This window comes from Streptomyces sp. SID13726 (assembly GCF_010548375.1).
Classification (GTDB): Bacteria; Actinomycetota; Actinomycetes; order Streptomycetales; family Streptomycetaceae; genus Streptomyces.
This window is the reverse complement of sequence record NZ_JAAGLY010000004.1, coordinates 615,658-636,914: the sequence shown is the minus strand read 5'-3', so window position 1 is coordinate 636,914 and position 21,257 is coordinate 615,658. Positions and strand designations below refer to the sequence as shown.

Genomic DNA, 21,257 nt, shown 5'->3' with positions numbered 1-21,257 from the left:
GATGGCGGATGCCAAGGTCATTCCGTTCGACGACGACCGGTCCCGCGCGGGCGCCGTACAGCGGCCGTCGCGGCGCCGGGGCGCGGGGAGCCGACGCAAGAACCCCGAGCCCGCGCTGGTCCGTGACGTCCGTGAGGTCCAGCCCCTGCCCAGCCGGGCTTCCGCGCAGGATGATGTTCCTGTGACGCGTGAGGAACAGCCGCCGCAGCAGGCGAACGACGAGGGCGGCCTGGAACGGCGGATCGCCGGGGGCCTCAGCTTCCTGCGCCGCCGGCTCACCGGGGACTACGAGGTCGACGACTTCGGCTACGACGAGGAGCTCACCGACCAGGTCCTGATGTCGGTGCTGCGGCCGGTGTACGAGAAGTACTTCCGGGTCGAGGTGAAGGGCGTCGAGAACATCCCGGCGGAGGGCGGCGCGCTGATTGTCGCCAACCACTCGGGCACGCTGCCGCTGGACGGCCTGATGATGCAGGTCGCCGTCCACGACCACCACCCGGCTGGTCGGCATCTGCGGCTGCTCGCGGCGGACCTGGTGTTCATGCTGCCGGTGGTCAACGAGCTGGCCCGCAAGGCCGGTCACACCCTCGCCTGCGCGGAGGACGCGGAGCGGCTGCTGGGGCGGGGTGAACTGGTCGGTGTGATGCCGGAGGGCTTCAAGGGCATCGGCAAGCCGTTCAGCGAGCGCTACAAGCTCCAGCGCTTCGGCCGGGGCGGCTTCGTCTCGACGGCGCTGCGCCAACGCACCCCGATCATCCCGTGCTCGATCGTCGGCGCGGAGGAGATCTACCCGATGATCGGCAACGCGAAGACCCTGGCCCGCCTGCTGGGCTTCCCGTACTTCCCGCTGACCCCGACCTTCCCCTGGCTCGGCCCCCTGGGCGCGGTCCCCCTCCCGACCAAGTGGACCATCCAGTTCGGCGAACCGATCCTGACCGACGGCTACCCGCCGGAGGCCGCCGAGGACCCGATGCTGATGTTCAACCTGACCGACCAGGTGAGGGAACAGATCCAGCACACGCTGTACAAGCTGCTCGTGCAGCGGCGGTCGGTGTTCTTCTGAGTCGGCTGGTGGATGCGTGTGCCGACCGACAAGGGCGGTAGGAGCGCCCCGGCCGGGTGGAGCCGCTGGACGGAGTCCGGCGCAGCTGTCCGAAGCCTGCGCAGCAGTGCGAGGGCAGCAGACAGGAGGGGCCAAGCTGCTGGTGCAGCGGCGGTCGGTGTTCTTCTGAGGTTGTTGGTCGTACGACGTTGGGGGCGCCCTTCCTGAGAAGGGCGCCCCCAACGTCGTACCGGAAGAGCTAGTTCGCGTCCTCGGCGTTGATGCCCAGGCCCGGGAGGAGGCCGGGGAGGAGGGGTGGGAGGGTGACGTCCGGGTCGGCTGAGGGGGCCGGGGAGGTCGGGGTGGTGGTGCCGGTGTCCTTCGGGGGGTCGAGGAGGCCGCCGGTGTTGCCGCCGAGGAGGCCGTCGTCCTGGCTGCCGGAGGTGGCCGACTTGCTGGGGCTGCCGCCGTCGCTGTGCTCGGTGGAGCCGCCGGTGCCCGGGGCGGTCGAACGGCTGGAGCCGGTCGACGTGTCCGAGGACGAGGGGCCGGAGCCGCCCTGCCGCCCGCTTCCCTTGCCGCCGCTCTGGGCGGGGGGCTGGGGGAGGAGGGACTGGAGCGGGGCGACCTCTTCGTCTATGGCGTCGAAGACCGAGGACACCTGGTCGCTGACGTCCCCGAGCTGGACCGGCAGCCGGTCGCGGAGCGCGCCCCAGACCTCGCGGTGCGAGCGCGAGAAGCTGTCGAGGGCCTGGATGGGGCCCAGGGAGTTCGGGTCGCGCTCGTACGCCTCGTGCAGCAGCCGGTGGCCCTCGGTGGCGTCGTGCTGCATGCCGGACAGGGCGCGGCGGATCTCGCCCAGGGACTCGTGGTCGAGGTGACCGCCCCGGCCGCGCTCCATCAGCCGGCGGGCCTCGCTCAGCCGGGTGGAGGCCTGGTCGAGGTAGGCGACCCCGCGCTCGTCGTCCCCGTCGGACAGGTAGTTGAGCTTGATGTCCTCGATGCCGCGCTTGAGGCCGTACAGCGAGTCGCCGGGCAGGGCGTCCGAGCTGGCCGCGGCGACTCCGCCGAAGGCTCCGGCGGCGACTCCGACGCTCAGGCCACCCGCGGCCAGGCCCTTGGTGAGCCGGGAACGCGGTCGCAGTTTGCCCAGCGGGCTCGCCCGGTGCGTGCCCTTGGCGGCCCGATGGGAACGCTGCTCGGGCACCGAGGCGCCCGGCGCCCCGCCCTCCAGCAGCATCGCCTCCATCGCGGCCACCAGCTGGGCCCGCTGGACGACCTTGACCTCGGGGTCCAGCTCAGGCCTGGGCAGTTCGCCGAGACACTCCGTGAGGACCAACAGACGGTCCTGATCGGTGTGTTCCGCGGCGGCCGGCGGGTGTCCATCGGACCGCTCGGCCGCCGTGTCCCGGTCGGACTGCTCCTCCAGGGCCTGGGCGAAGGCGTTCGCCCGCCGGTGCGCCGATACGTTCGCGATCACTGGCGGCACCTCCTCTCGTCATGACGGTCGACTCCCCAGGGGGTCCTGAGGGTTGCACACCCTGGGCACAAGCACACGATCGGGTGATCGGAGTCGGCCAGGGAGTGACCACAGGGAGCCTGCATCCCGCACAACGAGTGGCGCGGCACTTGGGTTACGGACTGCGGATGATCGGATCGGGGAGTCAACGGACTTTCACCGAGAGCGAGTTGGCGGTTACCGGGCGTGCGCTCTCAGCGGGCGTCGTCCGGGAGGAGCCGGGCCAGGGTGCGGACGGCCCGGTACTGGAGGGTCTTGATGGCGCCCTCGTTCTTGCCCATCACCCGGGCGGTCTCGGCGACCGAGAGGCCCTGGAGGAAGCGGAGGGTCACGCACTCCTGCTGCTGCGGGTTGAGCCGGCGCACGGCGTCGAGCAGCGCCGCGTTGGAGAGGGACTCCAGGACGGAGTCCTCCGGGGAGCGCTCGACCTCGTTGGCGTCGAGCATCTCGCCGGTGGTGACCTCGAGCCGGAAGCGGCTCGACTTGAAGTGGTCGGCGACGAGGTTGCGCGCGATGGTGACCAGCCATGCGCCGAAGTCTCGGCCCTGCCAGGTGAAGGTGCCGATCCTGCGCAGCGCGCGCAGGAACGTCTCGCTCGTCAGGTCCTCGGCGGTCGCCTTACCTCCCACCCGGTAATAGATGTACCGGTACACGGTGTCGCTGTACTGGTCGTACAGGCGGCCGAAGGCGTCGGCCTCGCCGGCCTGGGCGCGTTCGACCAGGTCCATCATGCGGGCGCTGTCGCTGTCCGCGGCGGGACGGCGGGCCGTAGCGGCACCGGTCGAACGCCCTCGTCTGCCGACGGCCGCGGAACCGTCGGCCAGTGCGTAGCAAGGGCCGATCGGTGCCGTGGCTACGGCGAGGGCGGGGACGGCGTACGCGGTGGGGACGAAGCCGCGCAACAGGTCTTGGACCGTTGCGCGCAGCGTAGCCAGGCCCGAGGCGTCAACCCCGACGTGTGGGTACACGGGACTCCCAGAGGCAGAGCTTCCATCACGTGCAGTGCGGGACCGTTCACCCGTCGTAGCGACGGAAGGGGTACCGGATTGCGTCTGAGGAGAATAACGCTTAGTGCAGGCACTGCTACACCCAGTTGCTCTATTCATCGATTACGTCGCTTCTGTAACCGATTGAAGTCCCATCAAGTACCGCAGAGTGACCGGTTGTTGATCGAAAACGGTCGCGTTCTGTCAGGGAACAGGGCGTGTTGTGGCCGTGTGCAGCCAATGTCGCTGCACACGGGGTTACGCCGGTAAAACCCGTGGATTGGTGTGTTTGCCTGGTTACCGACGGCGCTTGTGGAGGGCGATCGCCGCCGCCGTGCCGCCCGCCACCGCTCCTACGCCCGCCGCCGCGGGGATGCCGACCTTCGCGGCCTTCCGGCCGGTGCGGTAATCACGCAGACGCCAGTCCAGTTGACGGGCGTGCTTGCGGAGCTTGGTGTCCGGGTTGATCGCGTAGGGGTGGCCGACGAGCGAGAGCATAGGGATGTCGTTGTGGCTGTCGCTGTAGGCGGCGCAGCGGGACAGGTCCAGGCCCTCCGCCGCGGCCAGGGCGCGGACCGCCTCCGCCTTCGCGGGGCCGTGCAGCGGCTCGCCGACCAGCTTGCCCGTGTAGACGCCGTCCACCGACTCCGCGACCGTGCCCAACGCGCCGGTGAGGCCGAGCCGTCGGGCGATCACCTGGGCGATCTCCACCGGGGCGGCTGTGACCAACCACACCTTCTGACCGGCGTCCAGGTGGGCCTGCGCGAGGGCGCGGGTGCCCGGCCAGATGCGCTCGGCCATGTACTCGTCGTAGATCTCCTCGCCGATCGACTGGAGCTCGGCGACGCGATGGCCCTTCACGATGGAGAGCGCCGAGTCCCGGGCCTCCTGCATGTGTTCGGGGTCCTCGGAGCCGGCCAGCCGGAACCAGGCCTGCTGCCAGGCGAAGCGAGCGAGGTCACGGGTCTCGAAGAACTTGCGTTTGTACAGGCCACGGCCGAAGTGGAAGAGGGACGCACCTTGCATCACGGTGTTGTCCAGGTCGAAGAACGCGGCGGCCTGTACGTCGCCGAGCACCGGGAACTCCGGCTCCGCGTCGGAGACCGAGTCGGGAACCGACTTGCGCGCGGCCTCCGCCGAGGCCTCGCCTGCCAACACGCTCCGCGCCGTGGCGGAGCGCCTACGGGGAGTGAGCCATCCGAGAGCGGCCATGTCGTGAGCATAGCCAGTCTGTTCGGTGGTTCCGGAGTCGAGAGGTTTGAAGGGTGTGAACTCTCCGCGACCGTGCCGTTAAACAGACGGGACAATGGTCGGCATGAGTCCCATCTTCCGCCGCAGAGCGGCCAGGCTTCCCGGGGAACGGCTCGTCACCCTCATCCGCAAGCCGGGGTGTCATCTGTGTGATGACGCACAGCTGCTGATCGAGAAGGTGTGTGGAGATCTCGGGGTTCCCTGGGAGCAGAAGAGCATCGACGAGGATCCTCAACTCCACGATCAGTACTGGGAACAGATCCCGGTCGTACTCGTCGACGGCGAACAGCACACCTTCTGGCGGGTGGACGAGGCGCGCCTGCGGGAGGCCCTGACCGCTTAGGATCGATGGCGACGTGGTCTTGGGGGGCGGGATTATTGAGGGAAGTGTGCGGTTTTGCCTCCAAGAGAGACGCGCGTGACCCCGGTCACGTTGGCCGGGCAAATCGGACACCATCTTTGTGCACGCGTTCACAAAGACATAGCCTGCATTCGACGGGGCGGTCTGGGGACGTACGACCGCCCACAGCCCCGCTCTACCCGCAGGAGCACCGTGGCAACTGGCCGAACTCACCGACCGGCGACCCGTAGCCGAGGGATTCCCGAGGCCACCGTCGCCAGGCTTCCGCTGTACCTACGAGCCCTGACCGCACTGTCGGAGCGCTCGGTACCCACGGTCTCCTCCGAGGAGCTGGCCGCCGCCGCGGGGGTCAACTCCGCGAAGCTGCGCAAGGATTTTTCCTACCTGGGTTCTTACGGAACGCGCGGTGTCGGCTACGACGTCGAGTATCTCGTCTATCAGATCTCCCGCGAACTCGGCCTGACCCAGGACTGGCCGGTTGTGATCGTCGGTATCGGCAACCTCGGCGCCGCGCTCGCCAACTACGGCGGCTTCGCGTCCCGCGGATTCCGTGTGGCCGCGCTGATCGACGCCGATCCGGCGATGGCCGGCAAGCCCGTCGCGGGCATTCCGGTGCAGCACTCGGACGACCTGGAAAAGATCATCGAGGACAACGGAGTGTCCATCGGTGTGATCGCCACCCCCGCCGGTGCCGCCCAGCCCGTCTGCGACCGGCTCGTGGCCGCCGGGGTCACCTCCATCCTGAACTTCGCGCCGACCGTGCTGACCGTCCCGGACGGCGTGGACGTGCGCAAGGTCGACCTCTCCATCGAGTTGCAGATCCTCGCCTTCCACGAGCAGCGCAAGGCCGGTGAGGAGGCCGACGGCGCCGCCGCGGCCGCCGCCGCGCGCGGCGACTCCGCCGACAAAGGGCCCGACGGGGACGTACCCGCCGTGATGCCGGCATGAGTCTCCTCGTTGTCGGGCTGAGTCACCGCAGCGCTCCGGTCAGCGTGCTGGAGCGGGCGGCCCTGCATGTCGACGCCCAGGTGAAGCTGGTCCAGGACACGGTCGCCGCGGAGCCGGCGAGCGAGGCGGCGGTGCTCGCCACCTGCAACCGGATCGAGCTGTACGCCGACGTGGACAAGTTCCACGCGGGTGTCGCCGAGCTGTCGACGCTGCTCGCCCAGCACAGCGGGGTGGGGCTGGACGAGCTCACTCCCTATCTCTATGTGCACTACGAGGACCGGGCCGTCCACCACTTCTTCTCCGTGGCGTGCGGGCTGGACTCCATGGTCGTGGGCGAGGGGCAGATCCTCGGGCAGATCAAGGACTCACTGGCGCGGGCGCAGGAGCTGCACACGGCCGGGCGGTTGCTGAACGACCTGTTCCAGCAGGCGCTGCGGGTGGGCAAGCGGGCGCACTCCGAGACGGGGATCGACCGGGCGGGGCAGTCGCTGGTCACGTTCGGGCTGGAGCAGCTGGCCGCCGGTACGGCTGTGCCGGACTGGGCGCTCGGCAAGAAGGCGCTGGTCATCGGGGCCGGTTCGATGTCCTCGCTGGCCGCGGCGACGCTGGCGCGGGCGGGTGTCGCCGAGATCGTGGTCGCCAACCGGACCGCTGAACGGGCCGAGCGGCTCGCGGAGATCCTCAACGATGCCGGGGACGTGGCTGCCCGTGCGGTACCGATGGATTCGGTGTCGGACGAGCTGACACGTGCCGATGTCGTGGTGTCCTGTACGGGGGCCACCGGGCTTGTTCTGACCGCTGAGGCCGTTGCCGCCGGGCGGGGGTTGGACACACAGCCCGGCGACGGCGGGATGCCGTCCCGTTCCGGGGCGGGAGCCGCCCGAGCGGCAAGGCCGTCCGCGGATCAGACGGCGGAAGAGAACTGTCCGCTCGATCTCGCTCCCATGCCCGCCACCGCCGGGTTCTCCGTGCTCGGCGAGGCCGCCGTCGCCGGGATGGCCGCCTCCGAGCTTGAGCAGCATGCCGCCTGGGTGGACAACGCGCCTCGGCCTCAGGGGTCCGTCGCTGTCGTCGATCCGGTGGAAGAAGCCGGTGTCATCGCCGCGCTCGCCGCCACCGCCGCCGTGATCGGGTGGGTGCCCGAGCGGCGTCGGCCCGAGCCCGTCGCCGAGATCCCGCGGCCGACGCCCTCGCTCTTCCTGCTCGACCTCGCCATGCCCCGGGACATCGACGCCGCCGTGCACCGGCTCGGCGGGGTGCGGCTCGTGGACATCGAGTCGCTGGCGGAGGCTTCGGCGGACGCGCCCATGGCGGCCGACGTCGACCAGGTCCGCCGTATCGTCGCCGACGAGGTCGCCGCCTTCGGGGCCGCGCTTCGGGCCGCGCACATCACGCCCACCGTGGTCGCGCTGCGGAGCATGGCCGCCGAGGTCGTCGCCGGTGAGATCGCCCGGCTCGACGGGCGGCTGCCCGGGCTCGACGACAAGCAGCGCGGGGAGATCACGCAGACCGTGCGGCGCGTGGTCGACAAACTGCTGCACGCACCGACCGTACGGGTCAAGCAGCTCGCGGCCGAGCCCGGCGGTGCCGGGTACGCCGACGCGCTGCGGACTCTGTTCGACCTCGACCCCGAGACGGTGGCCGCCGTCTCCCGCGCCGAGGAAAGCACCACCGACGAGGAAGGCCGAGGGTCGGCATGAGTACCAAGGCGCTACGGCTCGGGACCAGGCGGAGCAAGCTCGCCATGGCCCAGTCCGGGCAGGTGGCGGACGCCGTGAGCCAGGTGACCGGACGGCCCGTCGAGCTCGTCGAGATCACCACGTACGGCGATGTGTCGAAGGAGGCGCTCGCCCAGATCGGCGGCACCGGCGTCTTCGTGACCGCGCTGCGCGAGGCCCTGCTCAAGGGTGACGTCGACTTCGCGGTGCACTCGCTGAAGGACCTGCCGACCGGGCAGCCGGACCAGCTGGCGTTGGCCGCCGTACCGGAGCGTGAGGACCCGCGTGACGTGCTGGTCGCCCGGGATGCCCTGAAGTTCACCGACCTGCCCCGCGGGGCCCGCATCGGTACCGGTTCGCCGCGGCGCATGGCGCAGTTGAACGCGTACGCCCGCGCGCACGGACTTGATATCGAGACGGTTGCGATCCGGGGGAACATCGACACCCGGGTGCGGTTCGTGCGCGATGGTGAGCTGGATGCGGTGGTGCTCGCTGCGGCTGGGTTGCAGCGCATCGGCCGTATCGACGAAGTGACCGATTTCCTCTCGGTCGACACGGTTTTGCCCGCCCCCGGCCAGGGGGCACTGGCGATCGAGTGCACCGCGGACAACGCGGACCTGATCGCCGCGCTCGGCGAGCTCGACGACCCGTTCACCCGGGCCGCCGTGACCGCCGAACGGTCCCTGCTCGCCGCCCTGGAGGCCGGCTGCTCCGCCCCTGTGGGCGCGCTGGCCGACCTTCTGGCCGACGGGCAGATTGTCAAGGAAATGCGCCTGCGGGGCGTCGTCGGCACGACCGACGGCTCTCGCACGGTGCAGTTGTCCACCACCGGTCCCGTGCCCGAGACGTACGACCAAGCAATGGCGCTCGGCCGTGAACTCGCTGCCGAGATGCTTGCCCAGGGCGCGGCCGGTCTGATGGGGGAGCGAGCACAGTGAGCCCCACCACCCTTCCCGCCGGTCCTGAACACGGGCACGTCACCTTCCTCGGTGCCGGACCCGGAGATCCGGGACTGCTGACTCTGCGCGCCGTAGAGGCGCTCACGAACGCGGACGTACTCGTCGCCGGGCACGAAGTGCTCGACGTCGTGCGCGTCCACGCTCGGTCGGGCGTCGCCGTCGTGGACACGGACACCGAGTCGTCGTCGACTCCGGGTCCGGGCACGGGCGCGCCCCAACTAACAATCGTTGACGGCACGTCAACAACCGCTGCTGTCCCCGCTGTACGGGATGCCGCACATCTTGTCATGGAGGCCGCGCGGGGCGGCAGGCGGGTCGTACGTGCGGTGTCCGGGGACCCCGGGCTCGACGCGTACGCCGCCGAGGAGATGCTGGCCTGCGCCCGCGCGGGCGTGCCCTTCGAGGTCGTGCCCGGTGTCGCCGCCGCGGTCGGCGTACCCGCGTACGCCGGGGTGCCGCTGCGGGACGCGCAGGGCGCGGACGTCAGGTTCGTCGATGCGCGTACGGCCTCCGACCGGTGCTGGACGGAGGTGGGGGCGTCCGACGGGACCGTGGTCGTGTCCACGTCCCTCGACTCCGTGGGCGCCGCCGCGGGAGAGCTGGTGGCCGCCGGGCGCAAGCCCGATACGCCGCTGACCGTCACCGTCGCCGGTACGACCACTCGGCAGCGGACCTGGACGGCGACGCTGGGCACCATCGCGCAGACGCTGAAGCAGGCCAAGGTGCTGCCGTCGCCCGACGGCGGTCGGCCGGTGATAGCCGTGGTCGGTGAGCGGTCCGCCGCCGCGCAGCGGGACCAGCTGTCGTGGTTCGAGAACAAGCCGCTGTTCGGCTGGAAGGTTCTCGTGCCACGCACCAAGGAGCAGGCGGCTTCGCTCTCCGACCAGTTGCGGTCCTACGGCGCCGTGCCGCATGAGGTTCCGACCATCGCCGTCGAGCCGCCGCGTACGCCTCAGCAGATGGAGCGGGCGGTCAAGGGGCTGGTGACCGGGCGGTACGAGTGGATCGCCTTCACCTCGGTCAACGCGGTCAAGGCGGTTCGGGAGAAGTTCGAGGAGTACGGGCTCGATGCCCGGGCCTTCGCGGGGATCAAGGTCGCGGCGGTCGGGGAGCAGACGGCGAAGGCGCTGGTCGCCTTCGGCGTGAAGCCTGATCTGGTGCCTTCCGGTGAGCAGTCGGCGGCCGGGCTGCTTGAGGACTGGCCGCCCTACGACCCCGTGTTCGATCCGATCGACCGGGTGTTTCTGCCTCGGGCCGACATCGCCACCGAGACGTTGGTCGCGGGGCTGATCGAGCTTGGGTGGGAGGTGGACGATGTCACCGCGTATCGGACTGTGCGGGCCTCGCCGCCGCCTGCGGAGACTCGGGAGGCGATCAAGGGGGGTGGGTTCGACGCCGTTCTGTTCACGTCGTCGTCCACGGTGCGGAACCTGGTGGGTATCGCCGGGAAGCCGCACAACGTGACGGTGATCGCCTGTATCGGGCCTGCCACCGCCAAGACCGCTGAGGAGCATGGGCTTCGGGTGGATGTGATGGCTCCTGAGCCGTCTGTGCACAAGTTGGCCGAGGCGTTGGCGGACTTTGGGTTGAAGCGGCGGGCTGCGGCTGTGGAGGCGGGGGATGCGGTTACTCGGCCTAGTGAGCGGAGGCCGGGGGCGCGGAGGCGTCGGTCTACGACGTAGGTGGTTGTTTCGCGTTGGTGGTCGGGTGCGGGTGCGGGTGCGGGTGCGTGGAGGCGGGCGTTTTGCGCAGTTCCCCGCGCCCCTGAGATGCCTGCGGCGGCCCCCTGCGGTTCGGTGGGGGCTTGTGTAGCGCGTTCCGGTGCGTTGTGTGGTCGGGGCCGGGGTGGGGGGTATCCGTCCTCGGTCCGGCGGCTCGGTCTCTTGAAGAGGTGCTCGGTTATGGACGCCGGCCGCTGCGGGCGGACACCCCCCACCCCGTCCCCTGCGCGCCGTACGCGGCCAACGGCCCGTCGTGGCGCAGGTCCGCTGCAGCTAGTTGGGGGCGCGGGGAACTGCGCGACAAGCCACGACGCACCCGCACCCGCCAGACCACACCACGAGGCACCCCCATAGGCGCGCCCTAAGTCCGACGCTGAGTCGGTAAAGGGGCTGTAGGGGCGGGCGTAGCGTGGGGGTATGGCTAAGTACGGAACCTTTCCCGGCTCGCGGCCTCGGCGGCTGCGGGGTACGGGTGTCATGCGGCGGATGGTTGCTGAGACTCGGTTGGATCCGGCGGATTTCATTCTGCCCGCGTTCGTGCGGGAGGGGGTGAGTGAGCCGGTGCCCATCGGGGCTATGCCCGGGGTCGTGCAGCACACTCGGGACAGTTTGAAGAAGGCCGCTGTCGAGGCCGTGGCCGCCGGGGTTTCCGGGATCATGTTGTTCGGGGTGCCCGAGGAGGGGAAGAAGGACGCCCTCGGGACTCCTGGGACCGATCCGGAGGGGATTCTGCAGGTTGCGCTGCGGGATGTGCGGGCCGAGGTCGGGGACGAGCTGCTCGTGATGTCCGATCTGTGTCTTGATGAGACCACTGATCACGGGCACTGCGGGGTGCTGGACGAGCAGGGGCGGGTCGACAACGACGCGACGCTTGAGCGGTATGCCGAGATGGCCCAGGTGCAGGCCGACGCGGGCGCCCATGTTGTGGGGCCCAGCGGGATGATGGACGGGCAGATCGGGGTCGTACGGGATGCCCTTGATCAGATCGGGCGGGAGGATGTCGCCATCCTCGCGTACACGGCGAAGTACGCCTCCGCGTTCTACGGGCCGTTCCGGGAGGCCGTCGGGTCCTCGTTGCGGGGGGATCGCAAGGCATACCAGCAGGATCCTGCCAACGCGCGGGAGTCGCTGCGGGAGTTGGCGCTCGATCTGGAGGAGGGGGCCGACATGGTGATGGTGAAGCCTGCCGGGCCCTATCTGGACATCCTCGCGCGGGTCGCCGATGTCTCTGACGTGCCGGTTGTCGCCTATCAGATCTCCGGGGAGTACTCGATGATCGAGGCCGCCGCGGAGAAGGGGTGGATCGATCGGGACCGGGCGATCCTGGAGTCGTTGACCGGGATCAAGCGGGCCGGGGCGCGGAACATCCTCACCTACTGGGCCACCGAGGTCGCGCAGAAGCTGCGTTGAGGGAGGCGTTCGGCGGCGTGTCGGGCAACGGTTCGAGCTCGGTCCGGCTACGGGGCGGGCTCGTTCCGGACAACGGACGGACAACCGCCGGGTGTTCGGCCGATCCGCTTCTGGTGGTCTGTCCGGAAAACGCCCTCCGAAGTGGGGGATTTGTGCAGCTGGGTCAGGTGTTCGACTTGATGAGCTGCTTACATCAGCCGAATTGACGAGTTCTCGTCATTCTCCATATCTTCTGCCCCTGGCCTGATCCATTCGGAACGGTTCCGAACGGCGATCTCTGGGGGGACACCACCATGAGCTGGTTCATCGAGGTACTCAAGAAGTACGCAGTCTTCAGCGGTCGCGCGCGCCGCAAGGAGTACTGGATGTACATGCTGTTCGTCGCGATCATCTACATCGTGCTCGCGGCCATCGGCTTCGCCGCCAAGATGACGTGGCTGCCGCTCATCTTCTGGGTCGGGATCCTGCTGCCCAGCCTGGGTGTCACGATTCGCCGGCTGCACGACACGGGCCGCAGCGGCTGGTGGTTCCTCTTCGGGTTCGTTCCGCTCGTCGGCGGCATCACCCTGTTCGTGTTCTCCCTCCTCGACAGCGAGCCGAGCGAGAACAAGTACGGCCCCAACCCGAAGGGCTTCGCCCCCGCGCACGTCTGAGGGCACCAGCACCGTCTGACTCACGTCTGATCAGAGGCCGTCCGGTCAACCCCGGGCGGCCTTCTGGTGTTCCACGGCGGCCGCCCTGTCCTTCGCCGGGCCCTCGTCCCGTACGCCCTGGCCGTCGTGGCAGCCCGTCAGGGCGGGGAGCGCGAGGAGGGCCAGGGCCGTGAGGGCGATCGCCGTGCGGATGAGGGGGTGCGGGGGGACTTCGGTGGGCATGGGATCAGGCTGCTGGGTCGGTGGGGGCGGTCGCCAGGGCTGTCTGTGAATTCGGGACGGGGGTGCTGGTGGGGTGGCTCTGAGCTGGGGATATGTGGTGTCCCGTGTTCGGCGAGTGGGATGCGGGACGGACCACTTCGGGCACTGGGCACCATCAACTGCCTTCGCGGGTTAGGTTCTTGACCATCGTGGTGGTTGTCCGTTGAAGGACCGAACTCATAGGGGAGACGCCCATGTCCGGTGACGCGCTGAGCCAGGACCCGGCCGAGCTGGCCAAGAGGATCGACACCACCAGGGCGCACCCCGCGCGCGTCTACGACGTCTTCCTCGGCGGCAAGGACAACTACCCCGCCGACCGCGCGGCCGCCGCCGCCGCGCTCGCCGCCAACCCGCGCGGCTACCTCGACGTACGGCACAACCGCGACTTCATGCGCCGGGCCGTCAACCGGCTCGCCGAGCAGGACGGCATCCGGCAGTTCCTCGACATCGGCACCGGGCTGCCGACTGCCGAGAACGTCCACCAGATCGCCCAGCGCGTCCAGCCCGACTCACGGGTCGTCTACGTCGACAACGACCCCGTGGTGCTGGCCCACGCCCGCGCGCTGCTCACCAGCGGACCCGAGGGGCGTACGGACTACATCGACGCCGACTTCAAGAGCCCCGCGCAGATCCTCGACCAGGCCGCCAAGACCCTGGACTTCGACCAGCCGATCGCGCTGTGCCTGGTCGCGATCCTGCACTTCGTGGAGGACGAGGAGGCCTACCCGATCGTGCGGGACCTCGTGGAGGCGCTGCCCGTGGGGAGCCGGCTGGTGCTCAGCCACCTGACCGACGAGATGCACCCCGGGCCGGCCCGCGCGGTGCAGCGGACGTACACCGAGCGCGGGTTCACCTTTGTGTTCCGGTCCAGGACCGAGGTGGAGCGGTTCTTCGGCGAGGTCTCCGGGGTCGAACTGGACGCCCCCGGGGTCGTGCCCGCCCACCTGTGGCACCCCGGGCCCGCGCCCGCGCCGCCCGCCATCGACGCCGAGGACTTCGAGAGCCTCGACGACATCGAGAAGATCCGCTACCGCGACATCAACGACGTCACGGACGACGACATCAACGTCTACGGGGCCACCGGTACGAAGGTGTCCTAGGACCAAGGTTCCAGGGCAGGTGCGGCCGTGGTCCGGCGACGGGCGGGCGGGGCGTGCCTACCGTGGGGGCATGGCCGACGACAGTGAGCAGGACCCGGGGTTCGAGCTGGACGCGTATCTGACGCGGATCGGGTGGGAGGGGGCACGGCGGGCCGACCTGGCGACGCTCGCCGGCGTGCATCTGGCGCACATGCGGGGGATTCCCTTCGAGAACCTCGACGCCCTGCGCCGCCACGCCCCCTCCCTCGAACCCGGCGACCTGATGGCCAAGCTCGTGCGCGGCCGGCGCGGCGGGTACTGCTACGAGCACAACACCCTGCTCGCCCTCGCCCTGGAGAGCCTCGGCTTCCGGGTGACCCGGCTGGCGGCCCGGGTCGTCATCGGGGCCGACAGCTACGAGAGCCGGCCCCGGACGCACATGGCGCTGCTGGTGGAGGTGCCCGGTGAGCAGCAGTCCGATCCGCGGCCCTACCTCGCCGACGTCGGGTTCGGGGCGATCGGGGCGCTCCTCGAACCCGTGCCGCTGACGGCCGACACCGAGTTCCGGGGCGCCGGGCGGCTCCATCGGCTGGTGCGGGTGGCGTACCGGGGGCCGTCGCCGCTGTGGGTGCTTCAGGCCTACGACGGCGGCGGAGGCGGCTGGGCCGACCAGTACGCCTTCACCCTGGAGCCGTTCGAGAAGCCCGACTTCGAGGTCATCAACTGGCACATCGCGACCAACCCGCGCTCACCCTTCACCCAGCGCCTCTACGTCCAGCGCGTCACCCCCGACCGGCATCTCCTCCTCCACGGCACGCTCCTCACCGAGACCCGCGCCGACGGCAGTGTCGTCAAGCGCGAGGTCAGTGAGGAGGCGGAGGCGCGGAGTCTGCTGGAGGAGGAGTTCGGCATCACGGCGCCGGCGGGCGCGGTGCTGCTGCCCGGGTGACGGTCTCGGCTGCCGTGATCCCGGCCCGGCTCAGTCCCACCAGAAGGACCACACGCGCTGGTCCAGCACCTGGTGCTCGGCGTACTCGCGCAGGGTTTCGTCGTCGCCCTGGGTGATGTTGTCCGGGCAGAACGCGAAGTGTTCGGCGGCGACGGCCTCCGCCTCCTCCCGCGTGGTGGGCGGGGCGGCGACGGACACCACCAGCTGGTCGAAGGTCAGCGCGACGACCCGTATGCCGAAGCGGTCCTCCCAGGAGCGCAGCACCGCGCACAGGCGGGCCGTGTCGCCCTCGTAGTTCACCGGGCCCGTCCAGCCGATCGCCGCCGGGATGTCGGCGGTACGGCGGGCCGGGACCAGGGCGAGACGCGGGTCCTTGAACCATGTGCCCTCGCCCAGGAGGGCGTCCGCCGACTCGGCCGCGCGGGTGTCCGGGTCGGCGGGCAGCGACTCGGCCGCGCGGGTGTCCGGGTCGGCGGGCAGCGACTCGGGCCCCCGGGCCGTGCCGGGCCACGTCTCGTCGTACGGCTCGATCGTCTCGTCGAGGTCGTCGGGCTCCTCGACCGCGTACTCCCAGTACTCGGCCAGCAGCTCCTCCGGGTCGTGGTCCCCGGGGTACGACATCTCCTCGGGCCTCAACTCCCATTCCTGCGGCCCGCCTTCACTCCCCCCGACGTCCAACAGCACCGGCAGCAGCCCGGTTCGCCCGGCCCGGCCGCCCAACGCCGCCCAGGCCCCGGGCGAGGCGGAGTACGCGGCATGCCACAGCAACGGGCCGTCCGCCGCGTCGATCAGTCTCCCCAGGGGGAGTTCAAGGCCGAGGGAGCGGCCGCTGGGGTCTGCCGCGAGGGTGGGCAGCGGGTTGGGAAGAGTCGCCATGCCAGTGACTGTAGGTGCCGCCACTGACAATGGCCGACGGTGGCTTTGCTACTTGAGGCCGGTGGTGAAGGCGGTCCAGGTGGTGGGGGTTACCTGGAGGGTGGGGGCCGTGGGGGCGGGGGTTTGCTTGGAGTCGCGGATGTGGATGGCACGGGGGGAGTTGGCCACCTCGACGCACTGGCCGCCTTCATCGCCGCTGTACGTCGACTTGAACCACTGAAGTGCTTCGGCGCTCATTGCTCTCCTAGCAGGCGGTCGAGCAGGTCCCTGGAATCTTGTGTGGTCAGGGCCTGTGTCCGCAGCATCGCATATTTGCGCGCCAGCCTGGACACCTCATCCGGGTCGGAAACCCACTGGCTGCCGCGTTGCGACTCGGTGTACGCGAGGTGCTGGTGGTCCGGGGTTTCCAGGAGGGTGAAGGGGCCGTTCAGCCCAGCGTTGTAGGGGCTGTCCAGTGGCAGGAACTGGAGTGACACGCAGGGGAGTTCGGACACCGCTCGCAGGTGCCGCAGTTGCTCCCGTCGGACCTCGTGCCCGCCGATCCTCATGTGCAGCACCGGTTCCCAAACGATGAAGCTCAGCGTCGGCGGGTTCTGGCGGTGCAGGATCTCCTGGCGCTCCACGCGGGCCGCCGTACGCGTCTCGATCTCGCTCTCGTCGTACGCGGGAACGCGGTTACGAAGTACGGCTCGGACGTACGGGTCGATCTGGAGGAGACCCGGCAGAACCGCGTTGTCGTACCAGGACAGCGCGATCGCCTCTCGCTCGTGCTGCATGTACAGCTCGGCCCACAGCGGGAACTGGTCGATGTCCGGGAGATGGGCCACTCCCGTCGCCAACATCCCCTTGGTGTCCAGGACTTCGTCGAGCAGTGCTGCCAGGTCCGGTTTCAGGTTCCGCCTGCCCTGCTCGATCGACGCGATCGTCTCCTCTTCGACCTTCACCAGCCTGGCCAGGGCGCCCTGGGTATGGCCCGCGATACGGCGGGCCGCCCCCAACTGCTTGCCCAGCATCTTCATGGACGTGAGATTCTTCGGCCGCGGCGGCTTCCTGGCGCTCATGCAGGTCTCCCTCCCCCTTGGGACGCGTACGTCACCGGGTGTGAACCCGTACAAAAAATCTGTACGGGTTCACCAAGTGATCAACCCTAGTCACTCTGCGCAACCCTCGTCCCGTGAACGAGACACTCCAACTCCCTCCCCTGCGCGAGAGGTTCTTCCGCCGCGAACGCCGATCCGTCCCGGCCGCACGGATGTTCGCGGCCCAGACGCTCGCCGGCTGGGGCCTCGCCGGGACCGAACGCGCCGACGACGTGTTGCTGTGCGTGAGTGAGCTGGTGACCAACGCGGTGCTCCACGGGGTGCCGCCCGGCCGCCAGTTGAGGCTTCTCATGCGGTTCGACGGGCACGGGCTCGTCGTCGAGGTCCACGACAGCGGCGGCGGTGTGCCGCATGTCGTGCACGACGGCGACGAGGGCGGCCGGGGGCTGCTGCTCGTCGCCGCGCTGAGCGACAAGTGGGGGGTGCGGGAGCGGACGTTGGGGAAGGCGGTGTGGTGCGAGTTCTCCTGGATCCCGGAGGGTTTCTCAGGAGATCGGCAACCGAGGGACACCATGGACCTGGACGACCTGCACCCGGAATCCCTGGTCGCCGTGCGGGTCACGGACCCGCTTCGAGGACGGCACGTACCACGGAGACCTGCCCGGTGAGCAGATGGAACGGGTCGACATCGCGTTGCGAGCCGTACTGAGCCTGTGACTCCGGGGCGTCCTAGAGGCGCTCAGGCGTCCTGATGCCCAGCAGGGCCATCCCCCGGTGCAGGGTGCGGGACGTCAGGTCGCACAGGAACAGGCGGTTCTCCATGATGTCCTGGGCCGGGCGCGGCCTGATCACCGGGCACTGGTCGTAGAACGTCGTGAACAGGGACGCCAGTTGGTACACGTACGCGGCGACCTTGTGGGGGGCGTACTCCGCCGTCGCCTCGAAGACCGTGGCGCCGAAGGCATCCAGGTGGAGGGCCAACGCCCGCTCCGCCGGGGCCAGTTCGAGCTCGGGGTGCGGTGCCGGGGAGGCGTCCTCCGCCTTGCGCAGGATCGACTTGATACGGGCGTACGCGTACTGGAGGTAGACCGACGTGTCGCCGTTCAGCGAGACCATCTGGTCCAGGTCGAACTTGTAGTCGCGGTTCGGCGACGTCGACAGGTCCGCGTACTTCACGGCGCCGATCCCGACGTACCGCCCGTTCTCGACGATCTCCTCCTCGGTCAGGCCCACCTTCTCGGCCTTCTCCCGCACGACCGCGGTCGCCCGCTCGACCGCCTCGTCCAGCAGGTCCTCAAGGCGTACGGTCTCGCCCTCACGCGTCTTGAACGGCTTGCCGTCCGCGCCCAGGACCGTGCCGTAGCCCATGTTGTGGGCGGTGACCTCGTCGGTCAGCCAGCCGGCGCGGCGGGCGGTCTCGAAGACCATCTTGAAGTGCAGGGACTGGCGTACGTCGACCACGTACAGCAGGGTCGTCGCGTGCAGGTCGGTGACGCGGTTCCTGATCGCCGTCAGGTCGCTCGCCGCGTAGCCGAAGCCGCCGTCGGCCTTCCGCACGATCAGGGGGACCTTCTCGTCGTCCTTGCCGCGGATCTCGTCGAAGAAGACGACGAGCGCGCCGTTGGACTCCTCCGCGACGCCCTTCTCCTCCAGGAGGCGGGCGGTCTCGGGCATGCCGTCGTTGTACGCCGACTCGCCGACGATCTCGTCGTCCCTGATCTCCATGTCCAGCTTCTCGAAGACCGAGTAGAAGTAGACCTTCGACTCGTCCACGAACTGCTGCCAGAGCTCCAGGGTCTCCTTGTCGCCCGACTGGAGAGCGACCACCCGCTTCCGGGCGCGCTCCTTGAAGTCCTCGTCCGCGTCGAAGTGCGCGCGCGAGGCCTTGTAGACCCGGTTCAGGTTCGACATGGCCTGCTCGCCGTCGACCTCGGCCGCGGGGGCCAGCTCGCCGGGGTTCTCGAACAGGTACTGGATCAGCATGCCGAACTGGGTGCCCCAGTCGCCGATGTGGTGCCGGCCGATCGTCTGCTCGCCGGTGAAGTCGAGCATGCCGCGCAGGGCGTCGCCGATCACCGCGGAGCGCAGGTGGCCGACGTGCATCTCCTTGGCCACGTTCGGCTGGGCGTAGTCGATCACCGTGGTGCCGGGCCGCTCCGCGAGGGGGACGCCCAGTCGGTCCGGGTCGGCGTACCGGGCCGCGAGGTTCTCGGTGATCGCCCGGTCGGTGAGTGTCAGGTTCAGGAAGCCGGGCCCCGAGACCTCGATGTCCTTGATCAGGCCACCGGTGGTGACCTGCGCGACGACCTGCGTTGCCAGCTCCCTGGGGTTCGACTTCGCCTTCTTGGCGAGGGCGAGGATGCCGTTCGCCTGGAAGTCCGCCCGGTCGCTGCGTCGGAGCAACGGGTCCGCGGATGCCTCCGGCAGGGTGGCGGAGATCGCGGAGGTGAGCTGCTGGTTGACGGCGTCGCTGAGGGACTTGACCGGGGCCATGGGAGTGGGTGCCGTTCTCCTTGGGGGATCAGATAGACCTCGTCAGTATCCCACGGGGTGTGAAGCGGTTTTTTGGCTGCGGGCCGGTGGGGGCTTGTCGCGCAGTTCCCCGCGCCCCTGGGCAGGTGACTGTGCCGCCTAGACTGATAGGCGCAGCTTGTTCAAGCTGCCCAAGCCAGAAAGAAGGACGTGCCGATCGTGGGTCAGAGCGCTGAGACCACCGACTGGGTCTCCCGTTTCGCGGATGAGGTCATCGAGGAGTCGGAGCGTCGGGCCCCGGGCAAACCGGTCGTCGTCGCGTCCGGGCTGTCCCCCTCCGGGCCCATTCACCTGGGGAACCTCCGCGAGGTCATGACCCCGCACCTCGTCGCCGACGAGCTCCGGCGCCGTGGCCACCAGGTCCGGCACCTCATCTCCTGGGACGACTACGACCGCTACCGCAAGGTCCCGGCCGGCGTCGCGGGCGTGGACGACAGCTGGGGCGAGCACATCGGCAAGCCGCTGACCTCGGTGCCGGCGCCGAAGGGGTCGTCGTACCCGAACTGGGCCGAGCACTTCAAGGCCGCCATGGTCGAGGCGCTCGCCGAGCTGGGTGTCGAGTTCGACGGGATCAGCCAGACCGCGCAGTACACCTCGGGCGTCTACCGCGAGCAGATCCTGCACGCCATGGCGCACCGGGGCGACATCGACGCGATCCTCGACCAGTACCGGACGAAGAAGGCTCCCGCCGCGAAGAAGCAGCAGAAGCCTCTCGACGACGCCGAGGTCGAGGCCGCCGAGGGGTCCGGGGCCGCCGGTGAGGACGACGGCTCCGCCGGGTCCGCCGGGTACTTCCCGTACAAGCCCTACTGCGGCAACTGCGAGAAGGACCTCACCACGGTCACCTCGTACGACGACGCCACGACCGAGCTGTCGTACACCTGCAACGCCTGCGGTTTCTCCGAGACCGTCCGGCTGAACGAGTTCAACCGCGGCAAGCTGGTCTGGAAGGTCGACTGGCCGATGCGGTGGGCCTACGAGGGTGTCGTCTTCGAGCCGAGCGGTGTCGACCACTCGTCCCCCGGGTCGTCCTTCCAGGTCGGCGGGCAGATCGTCGGGATCTTCGGCGGCAAGCAGCCCATCGGGCCCATGTACGCCTTCGTCGGGATCAGCGGCATGGCGAAGATGTCTTCGTCCAGGGGCGGGGTGCCGACCCCCGGGGACGCGCTGAAGATCATGGAGCCGCAGCTCCTGCGGTGGCTGTACGCCCGCCGTCGGCCCAACCAGTCCTTCAAGATCGCCTTCGACCAGGAGATCCAGCGGCTCTACGACGAGTGGGACAAGCTGGACGCCAAGGTCGCCGACGGCTCCGCCCTGCCGGCCGACGTGGCCGCACACGCGCGTGCCGTGCGGACCGCCGAGGGTGAACTGCCGCGGACGGCGCGGGTGCTGCCGTACCGGACGCTCGCGTCCGTCGCCGACATCACCGCCGGGCACGAGGACCAGGCGCTGCGGATCCTCAGCGAGCTGGACCCGGCCGATCCGATCTCGGCGCTGGACGAGGCCCGGCCGCGGTACGACAAGGCCGAGGCCTGGATCAACACGCAGGTGCCCGCCGACCAGCGGACCATCGTGCGCGACGAGGCCGACGCCGAGCTGCTGAAGTCTCTGGACGAGGCGTCCCGGCAGTCGCTGCGGCTGCTCCTTGACGGGCTGGCCTCGCACTGGTCGCTCGACGGGCTGACCCATCTCGTGTACGGCGTGCCCAAGGTGCAGGCCGGGTTCCCGGCCGACGCCACGCCCAAGGAGCTGCCGGCCGAGATCAAGACGGCCCAGCGGGCGTTCTTCGCGCTGCTGTACCAGCTGCTGGTGTCCCGGGACACCGGGCCCCGGCTGCCCACGCTGCTGCTGGCGGTGGGGCAGGAGCGGGTCCGGGCGTTGCTCGGGGAGTAGGCAGGCGGTACGGAAGAAGGGGCCCTCCGGTGCGGAGGGCCCCTTCTTCTCTTCGGTTC

19 protein-coding genes and 1 pseudogene are annotated in these 21,257 nt (G+C 69.6%); 12 read left to right on the top strand and 8 right to left on the bottom strand.

The window, feature by feature from the left end:
- Nucleotide 1: 1 nt before the first annotated feature.
- Nucleotides 2-1,063: a lysophospholipid acyltransferase family protein gene (locus G3I78_RS14185; protein ID WP_164424108.1), complete on the top strand. Its 1,062-nt coding sequence runs from the start codon at nucleotides 2-4 to the stop codon at nucleotides 1,061-1,063.
- Nucleotides 1,064-1,301: 238 nt separating this feature from the next.
- Here G3I78_RS14185 and G3I78_RS14180 read toward each other — a convergent pair whose 3' ends face one another.
- From G3I78_RS14180 to G3I78_RS14170, 3 genes are all read right to left on the bottom strand, one after another.
- Nucleotides 1,302-2,522: a DUF5667 domain-containing protein gene (locus G3I78_RS14180; RefSeq protein ID WP_164424106.1), complete on the bottom strand. Its 1,221-nt coding sequence runs from the start codon at nucleotides 2,520-2,522 to the stop codon at nucleotides 1,302-1,304.
- A 233-nt stretch (nucleotides 2,523-2,755) separates the two neighbouring features.
- Nucleotides 2,756-3,529: an ECF subfamily RNA polymerase sigma factor, BldN family gene (locus G3I78_RS14175; protein WP_123990908.1), complete on the bottom strand. Its 774-nt coding sequence runs from the start codon at nucleotides 3,527-3,529 to the stop codon at nucleotides 2,756-2,758.
- 315 nt (nucleotides 3,530-3,844) lie between these two features.
- Entirely contained in the window at nucleotides 3,845-4,759 is a 915-nt protein-coding gene (locus G3I78_RS14170) for an HAD-IB family hydrolase (RefSeq protein ID WP_164424104.1), read from the bottom strand.
- Nucleotides 4,760-4,853: 94 nt separating this feature from the next.
- Here G3I78_RS14170 and G3I78_RS14165 point away from each other — a divergent pair, with 94 nt between their 5' ends.
- From G3I78_RS14165 to G3I78_RS14135, 7 genes are all read left to right on the top strand, one after another.
- On the top strand, nucleotides 4,854-5,141 hold the full coding sequence (locus G3I78_RS14165) for a glutaredoxin family protein (RefSeq protein WP_203614883.1): 288 nt from the start codon (nucleotides 4,854-4,856) through the stop codon (nucleotides 5,139-5,141).
- A gap of 210 nt (nucleotides 5,142-5,351) precedes the next feature.
- Nucleotides 5,352-6,107, top strand: coding sequence for a redox-sensing transcriptional repressor Rex (locus G3I78_RS14160; RefSeq protein WP_164424101.1), 756 nt, complete (start codon nucleotides 5,352-5,354; stop codon nucleotides 6,105-6,107).
- Nucleotides 6,104-7,807 (top strand): glutamyl-tRNA reductase, encoded by a 1,704-nt coding sequence (locus tag G3I78_RS14155; RefSeq protein ID WP_164424099.1) that lies wholly within the window; start codon nucleotides 6,104-6,106, stop codon nucleotides 7,805-7,807. The genes G3I78_RS14160 and G3I78_RS14155 overlap by 4 nt, the downstream gene beginning before the upstream one ends.
- Nucleotides 7,804-8,763 (top strand): hydroxymethylbilane synthase, encoded by a 960-nt coding sequence (gene hemC, locus G3I78_RS14150; RefSeq protein WP_164424096.1) that lies wholly within the window; start codon nucleotides 7,804-7,806, stop codon nucleotides 8,761-8,763. The genes G3I78_RS14155 and hemC overlap by 4 nt, the downstream gene beginning before the upstream one ends.
- Nucleotides 8,760-10,466 carry a bifunctional uroporphyrinogen-III C-methyltransferase/uroporphyrinogen-III synthase gene (locus G3I78_RS14145; protein WP_164424094.1) on the top strand — a complete coding sequence of 569 codons (1,707 nt, stop codon included), beginning with the start codon at nucleotides 8,760-8,762 and terminating at the stop codon, nucleotides 10,464-10,466. The genes hemC and G3I78_RS14145 overlap by 4 nt, the downstream gene beginning before the upstream one ends.
- Before the next feature lie 456 nt (nucleotides 10,467-10,922).
- Entirely contained in the window at nucleotides 10,923-11,915 is a 993-nt protein-coding gene (hemB, locus tag G3I78_RS14140; RefSeq protein ID WP_164424092.1) for a porphobilinogen synthase, read from the top strand.
- A 293-nt stretch (nucleotides 11,916-12,208) separates the two neighbouring features.
- Nucleotides 12,209-12,568, top strand: a complete 360-nt coding sequence (locus G3I78_RS14135) for a DUF805 domain-containing protein (protein WP_164424090.1) — start codon at nucleotides 12,209-12,211, stop codon at nucleotides 12,566-12,568.
- Nucleotides 12,569-12,613: 45 nt separating this feature from the next.
- On the opposite strand, the gene G3I78_RS51180 is transcribed toward G3I78_RS14135, so the two are convergent.
- On the bottom strand, nucleotides 12,614-12,790 hold the full coding sequence (locus G3I78_RS51180; RefSeq protein ID WP_203614882.1) for a hypothetical protein: 177 nt from the start codon (nucleotides 12,788-12,790) through the stop codon (nucleotides 12,614-12,616).
- A 233-nt stretch (nucleotides 12,791-13,023) separates the two neighbouring features.
- Between G3I78_RS51180 and G3I78_RS14130 the strand changes: the two genes are divergently transcribed.
- Both G3I78_RS14130 and G3I78_RS14125 read left to right on the top strand, forming a co-directional pair.
- The gene (locus G3I78_RS14130) at nucleotides 13,024-13,929 is read left to right on the top strand and encodes an SAM-dependent methyltransferase (RefSeq protein WP_164424088.1); all 906 of its coding nucleotides are present in this window, start codon (nucleotides 13,024-13,026) and stop codon (nucleotides 13,927-13,929) included.
- 70 nt (nucleotides 13,930-13,999) lie between these two features.
- Entirely contained in the window at nucleotides 14,000-14,857 is an 858-nt protein-coding gene (locus G3I78_RS14125) for an arylamine N-acetyltransferase (RefSeq protein ID WP_164424086.1), read from the top strand.
- A 30-nt stretch (nucleotides 14,858-14,887) separates the two neighbouring features.
- Here G3I78_RS14125 and G3I78_RS14120 read toward each other — a convergent pair whose 3' ends face one another.
- Genes G3I78_RS14120 through G3I78_RS14110 form a run of 3 tightly spaced genes read right to left on the bottom strand, consistent with a single transcriptional unit; the run spans nucleotide 14,888 to nucleotide 16,794 of the window.
- Nucleotides 14,888-15,733, bottom strand: coding sequence for a DUF4253 domain-containing protein (locus tag G3I78_RS14120; RefSeq protein ID WP_164424084.1), 846 nt, complete (start codon nucleotides 15,731-15,733; stop codon nucleotides 14,888-14,890).
- 48 nt (nucleotides 15,734-15,781) lie between these two features.
- The gene (locus tag G3I78_RS14115; RefSeq protein WP_164424082.1) at nucleotides 15,782-15,970 is read right to left on the bottom strand and encodes a DUF397 domain-containing protein; all 189 of its coding nucleotides are present in this window, start codon (nucleotides 15,968-15,970) and stop codon (nucleotides 15,782-15,784) included.
- Nucleotides 15,967-16,794, bottom strand: a complete 828-nt coding sequence (locus tag G3I78_RS14110; RefSeq protein ID WP_164424080.1) for a helix-turn-helix transcriptional regulator — start codon at nucleotides 16,792-16,794, stop codon at nucleotides 15,967-15,969. Before G3I78_RS14110 ends, G3I78_RS14115 begins: the two co-directional genes overlap by 4 nt.
- Nucleotides 16,795-16,907: 113 nt before the next feature.
- On the opposite strand from G3I78_RS14110, the pseudogene G3I78_RS51970 reads away from it, so the two are divergent.
- Nucleotides 16,908-17,300: pseudogene (locus G3I78_RS51970) on the top strand (ATP-binding protein); the annotation flags it as partial.
- Between the two features lie 202 nt (nucleotides 17,301-17,502).
- Here G3I78_RS51970 and argS read toward each other — a convergent pair.
- On the bottom strand, nucleotides 17,503-19,266 hold the full coding sequence (argS, locus tag G3I78_RS14100) for an arginine--tRNA ligase (protein ID WP_164424076.1): 1,764 nt from the start codon (nucleotides 19,264-19,266) through the stop codon (nucleotides 17,503-17,505).
- 189 nt (nucleotides 19,267-19,455) lie between these two features.
- On the opposite strand from argS, the gene lysS reads away from it, so the two are divergent.
- Nucleotides 19,456-21,198, top strand: coding sequence for a lysine--tRNA ligase (lysS, locus tag G3I78_RS14095; protein WP_164424074.1), 1,743 nt, complete (start codon nucleotides 19,456-19,458; stop codon nucleotides 21,196-21,198).
- Nucleotides 21,199-21,257 lie beyond the last annotated feature (59 nt).

What these genes read in the sequence shown, in the direction of transcription:
- G3I78_RS14185 (WP_164424108.1), top strand. Translation starts at nt 2, where the DNA reads ATGGCGGATGCCAAGGTCATTCCGTTCGACGACGACCGGTCCCGCGCG.
- G3I78_RS14170 (WP_164424104.1), bottom strand. Translation starts at nt 4,759, where the DNA reads ATGGCCGCTCTCGGATGGCTCACTCCCCGTAGGCGCTCCGCCACGGCG.
- G3I78_RS14165 (WP_203614883.1), top strand. Translation starts at nt 4,854, where the DNA reads ATGGTCGGCATGAGTCCCATCTTCCGCCGCAGAGCGGCCAGGCTTCCC.
- G3I78_RS14155 (WP_164424099.1), top strand. Translation starts at nt 6,104, where the DNA reads ATGAGTCTCCTCGTTGTCGGGCTGAGTCACCGCAGCGCTCCGGTCAGC.
- hemC (WP_164424096.1), top strand. Translation starts at nt 7,804, where the DNA reads ATGAGTACCAAGGCGCTACGGCTCGGGACCAGGCGGAGCAAGCTCGCC.
- hemB (WP_164424092.1), top strand. Translation starts at nt 10,923, where the DNA reads ATGGCTAAGTACGGAACCTTTCCCGGCTCGCGGCCTCGGCGGCTGCGG.
- G3I78_RS14135 (WP_164424090.1), top strand. Translation starts at nt 12,209, where the DNA reads ATGAGCTGGTTCATCGAGGTACTCAAGAAGTACGCAGTCTTCAGCGGT.
- G3I78_RS51180 (WP_203614882.1), bottom strand. Translation starts at nt 12,790, where the DNA reads ATGCCCACCGAAGTCCCCCCGCACCCCCTCATCCGCACGGCGATCGCC.
- G3I78_RS14130 (WP_164424088.1), top strand. Translation starts at nt 13,024, where the DNA reads ATGTCCGGTGACGCGCTGAGCCAGGACCCGGCCGAGCTGGCCAAGAGG.
- G3I78_RS14125 (WP_164424086.1), top strand. Translation starts at nt 14,000, where the DNA reads ATGGCCGACGACAGTGAGCAGGACCCGGGGTTCGAGCTGGACGCGTAT.
- G3I78_RS14120 (WP_164424084.1), bottom strand. Translation starts at nt 15,733, where the DNA reads ATGGCGACTCTTCCCAACCCGCTGCCCACCCTCGCGGCAGACCCCAGC.
- G3I78_RS14115 (WP_164424082.1), bottom strand. Translation starts at nt 15,970, where the DNA reads ATGAGCGCCGAAGCACTTCAGTGGTTCAAGTCGACGTACAGCGGCGAT.
- G3I78_RS14110 (WP_164424080.1), bottom strand. Translation starts at nt 16,794, where the DNA reads ATGAGCGCCAGGAAGCCGCCGCGGCCGAAGAATCTCACGTCCATGAAG.
- argS (WP_164424076.1), bottom strand. Translation starts at nt 19,266, where the DNA reads ATGGCCCCGGTCAAGTCCCTCAGCGACGCCGTCAACCAGCAGCTCACC.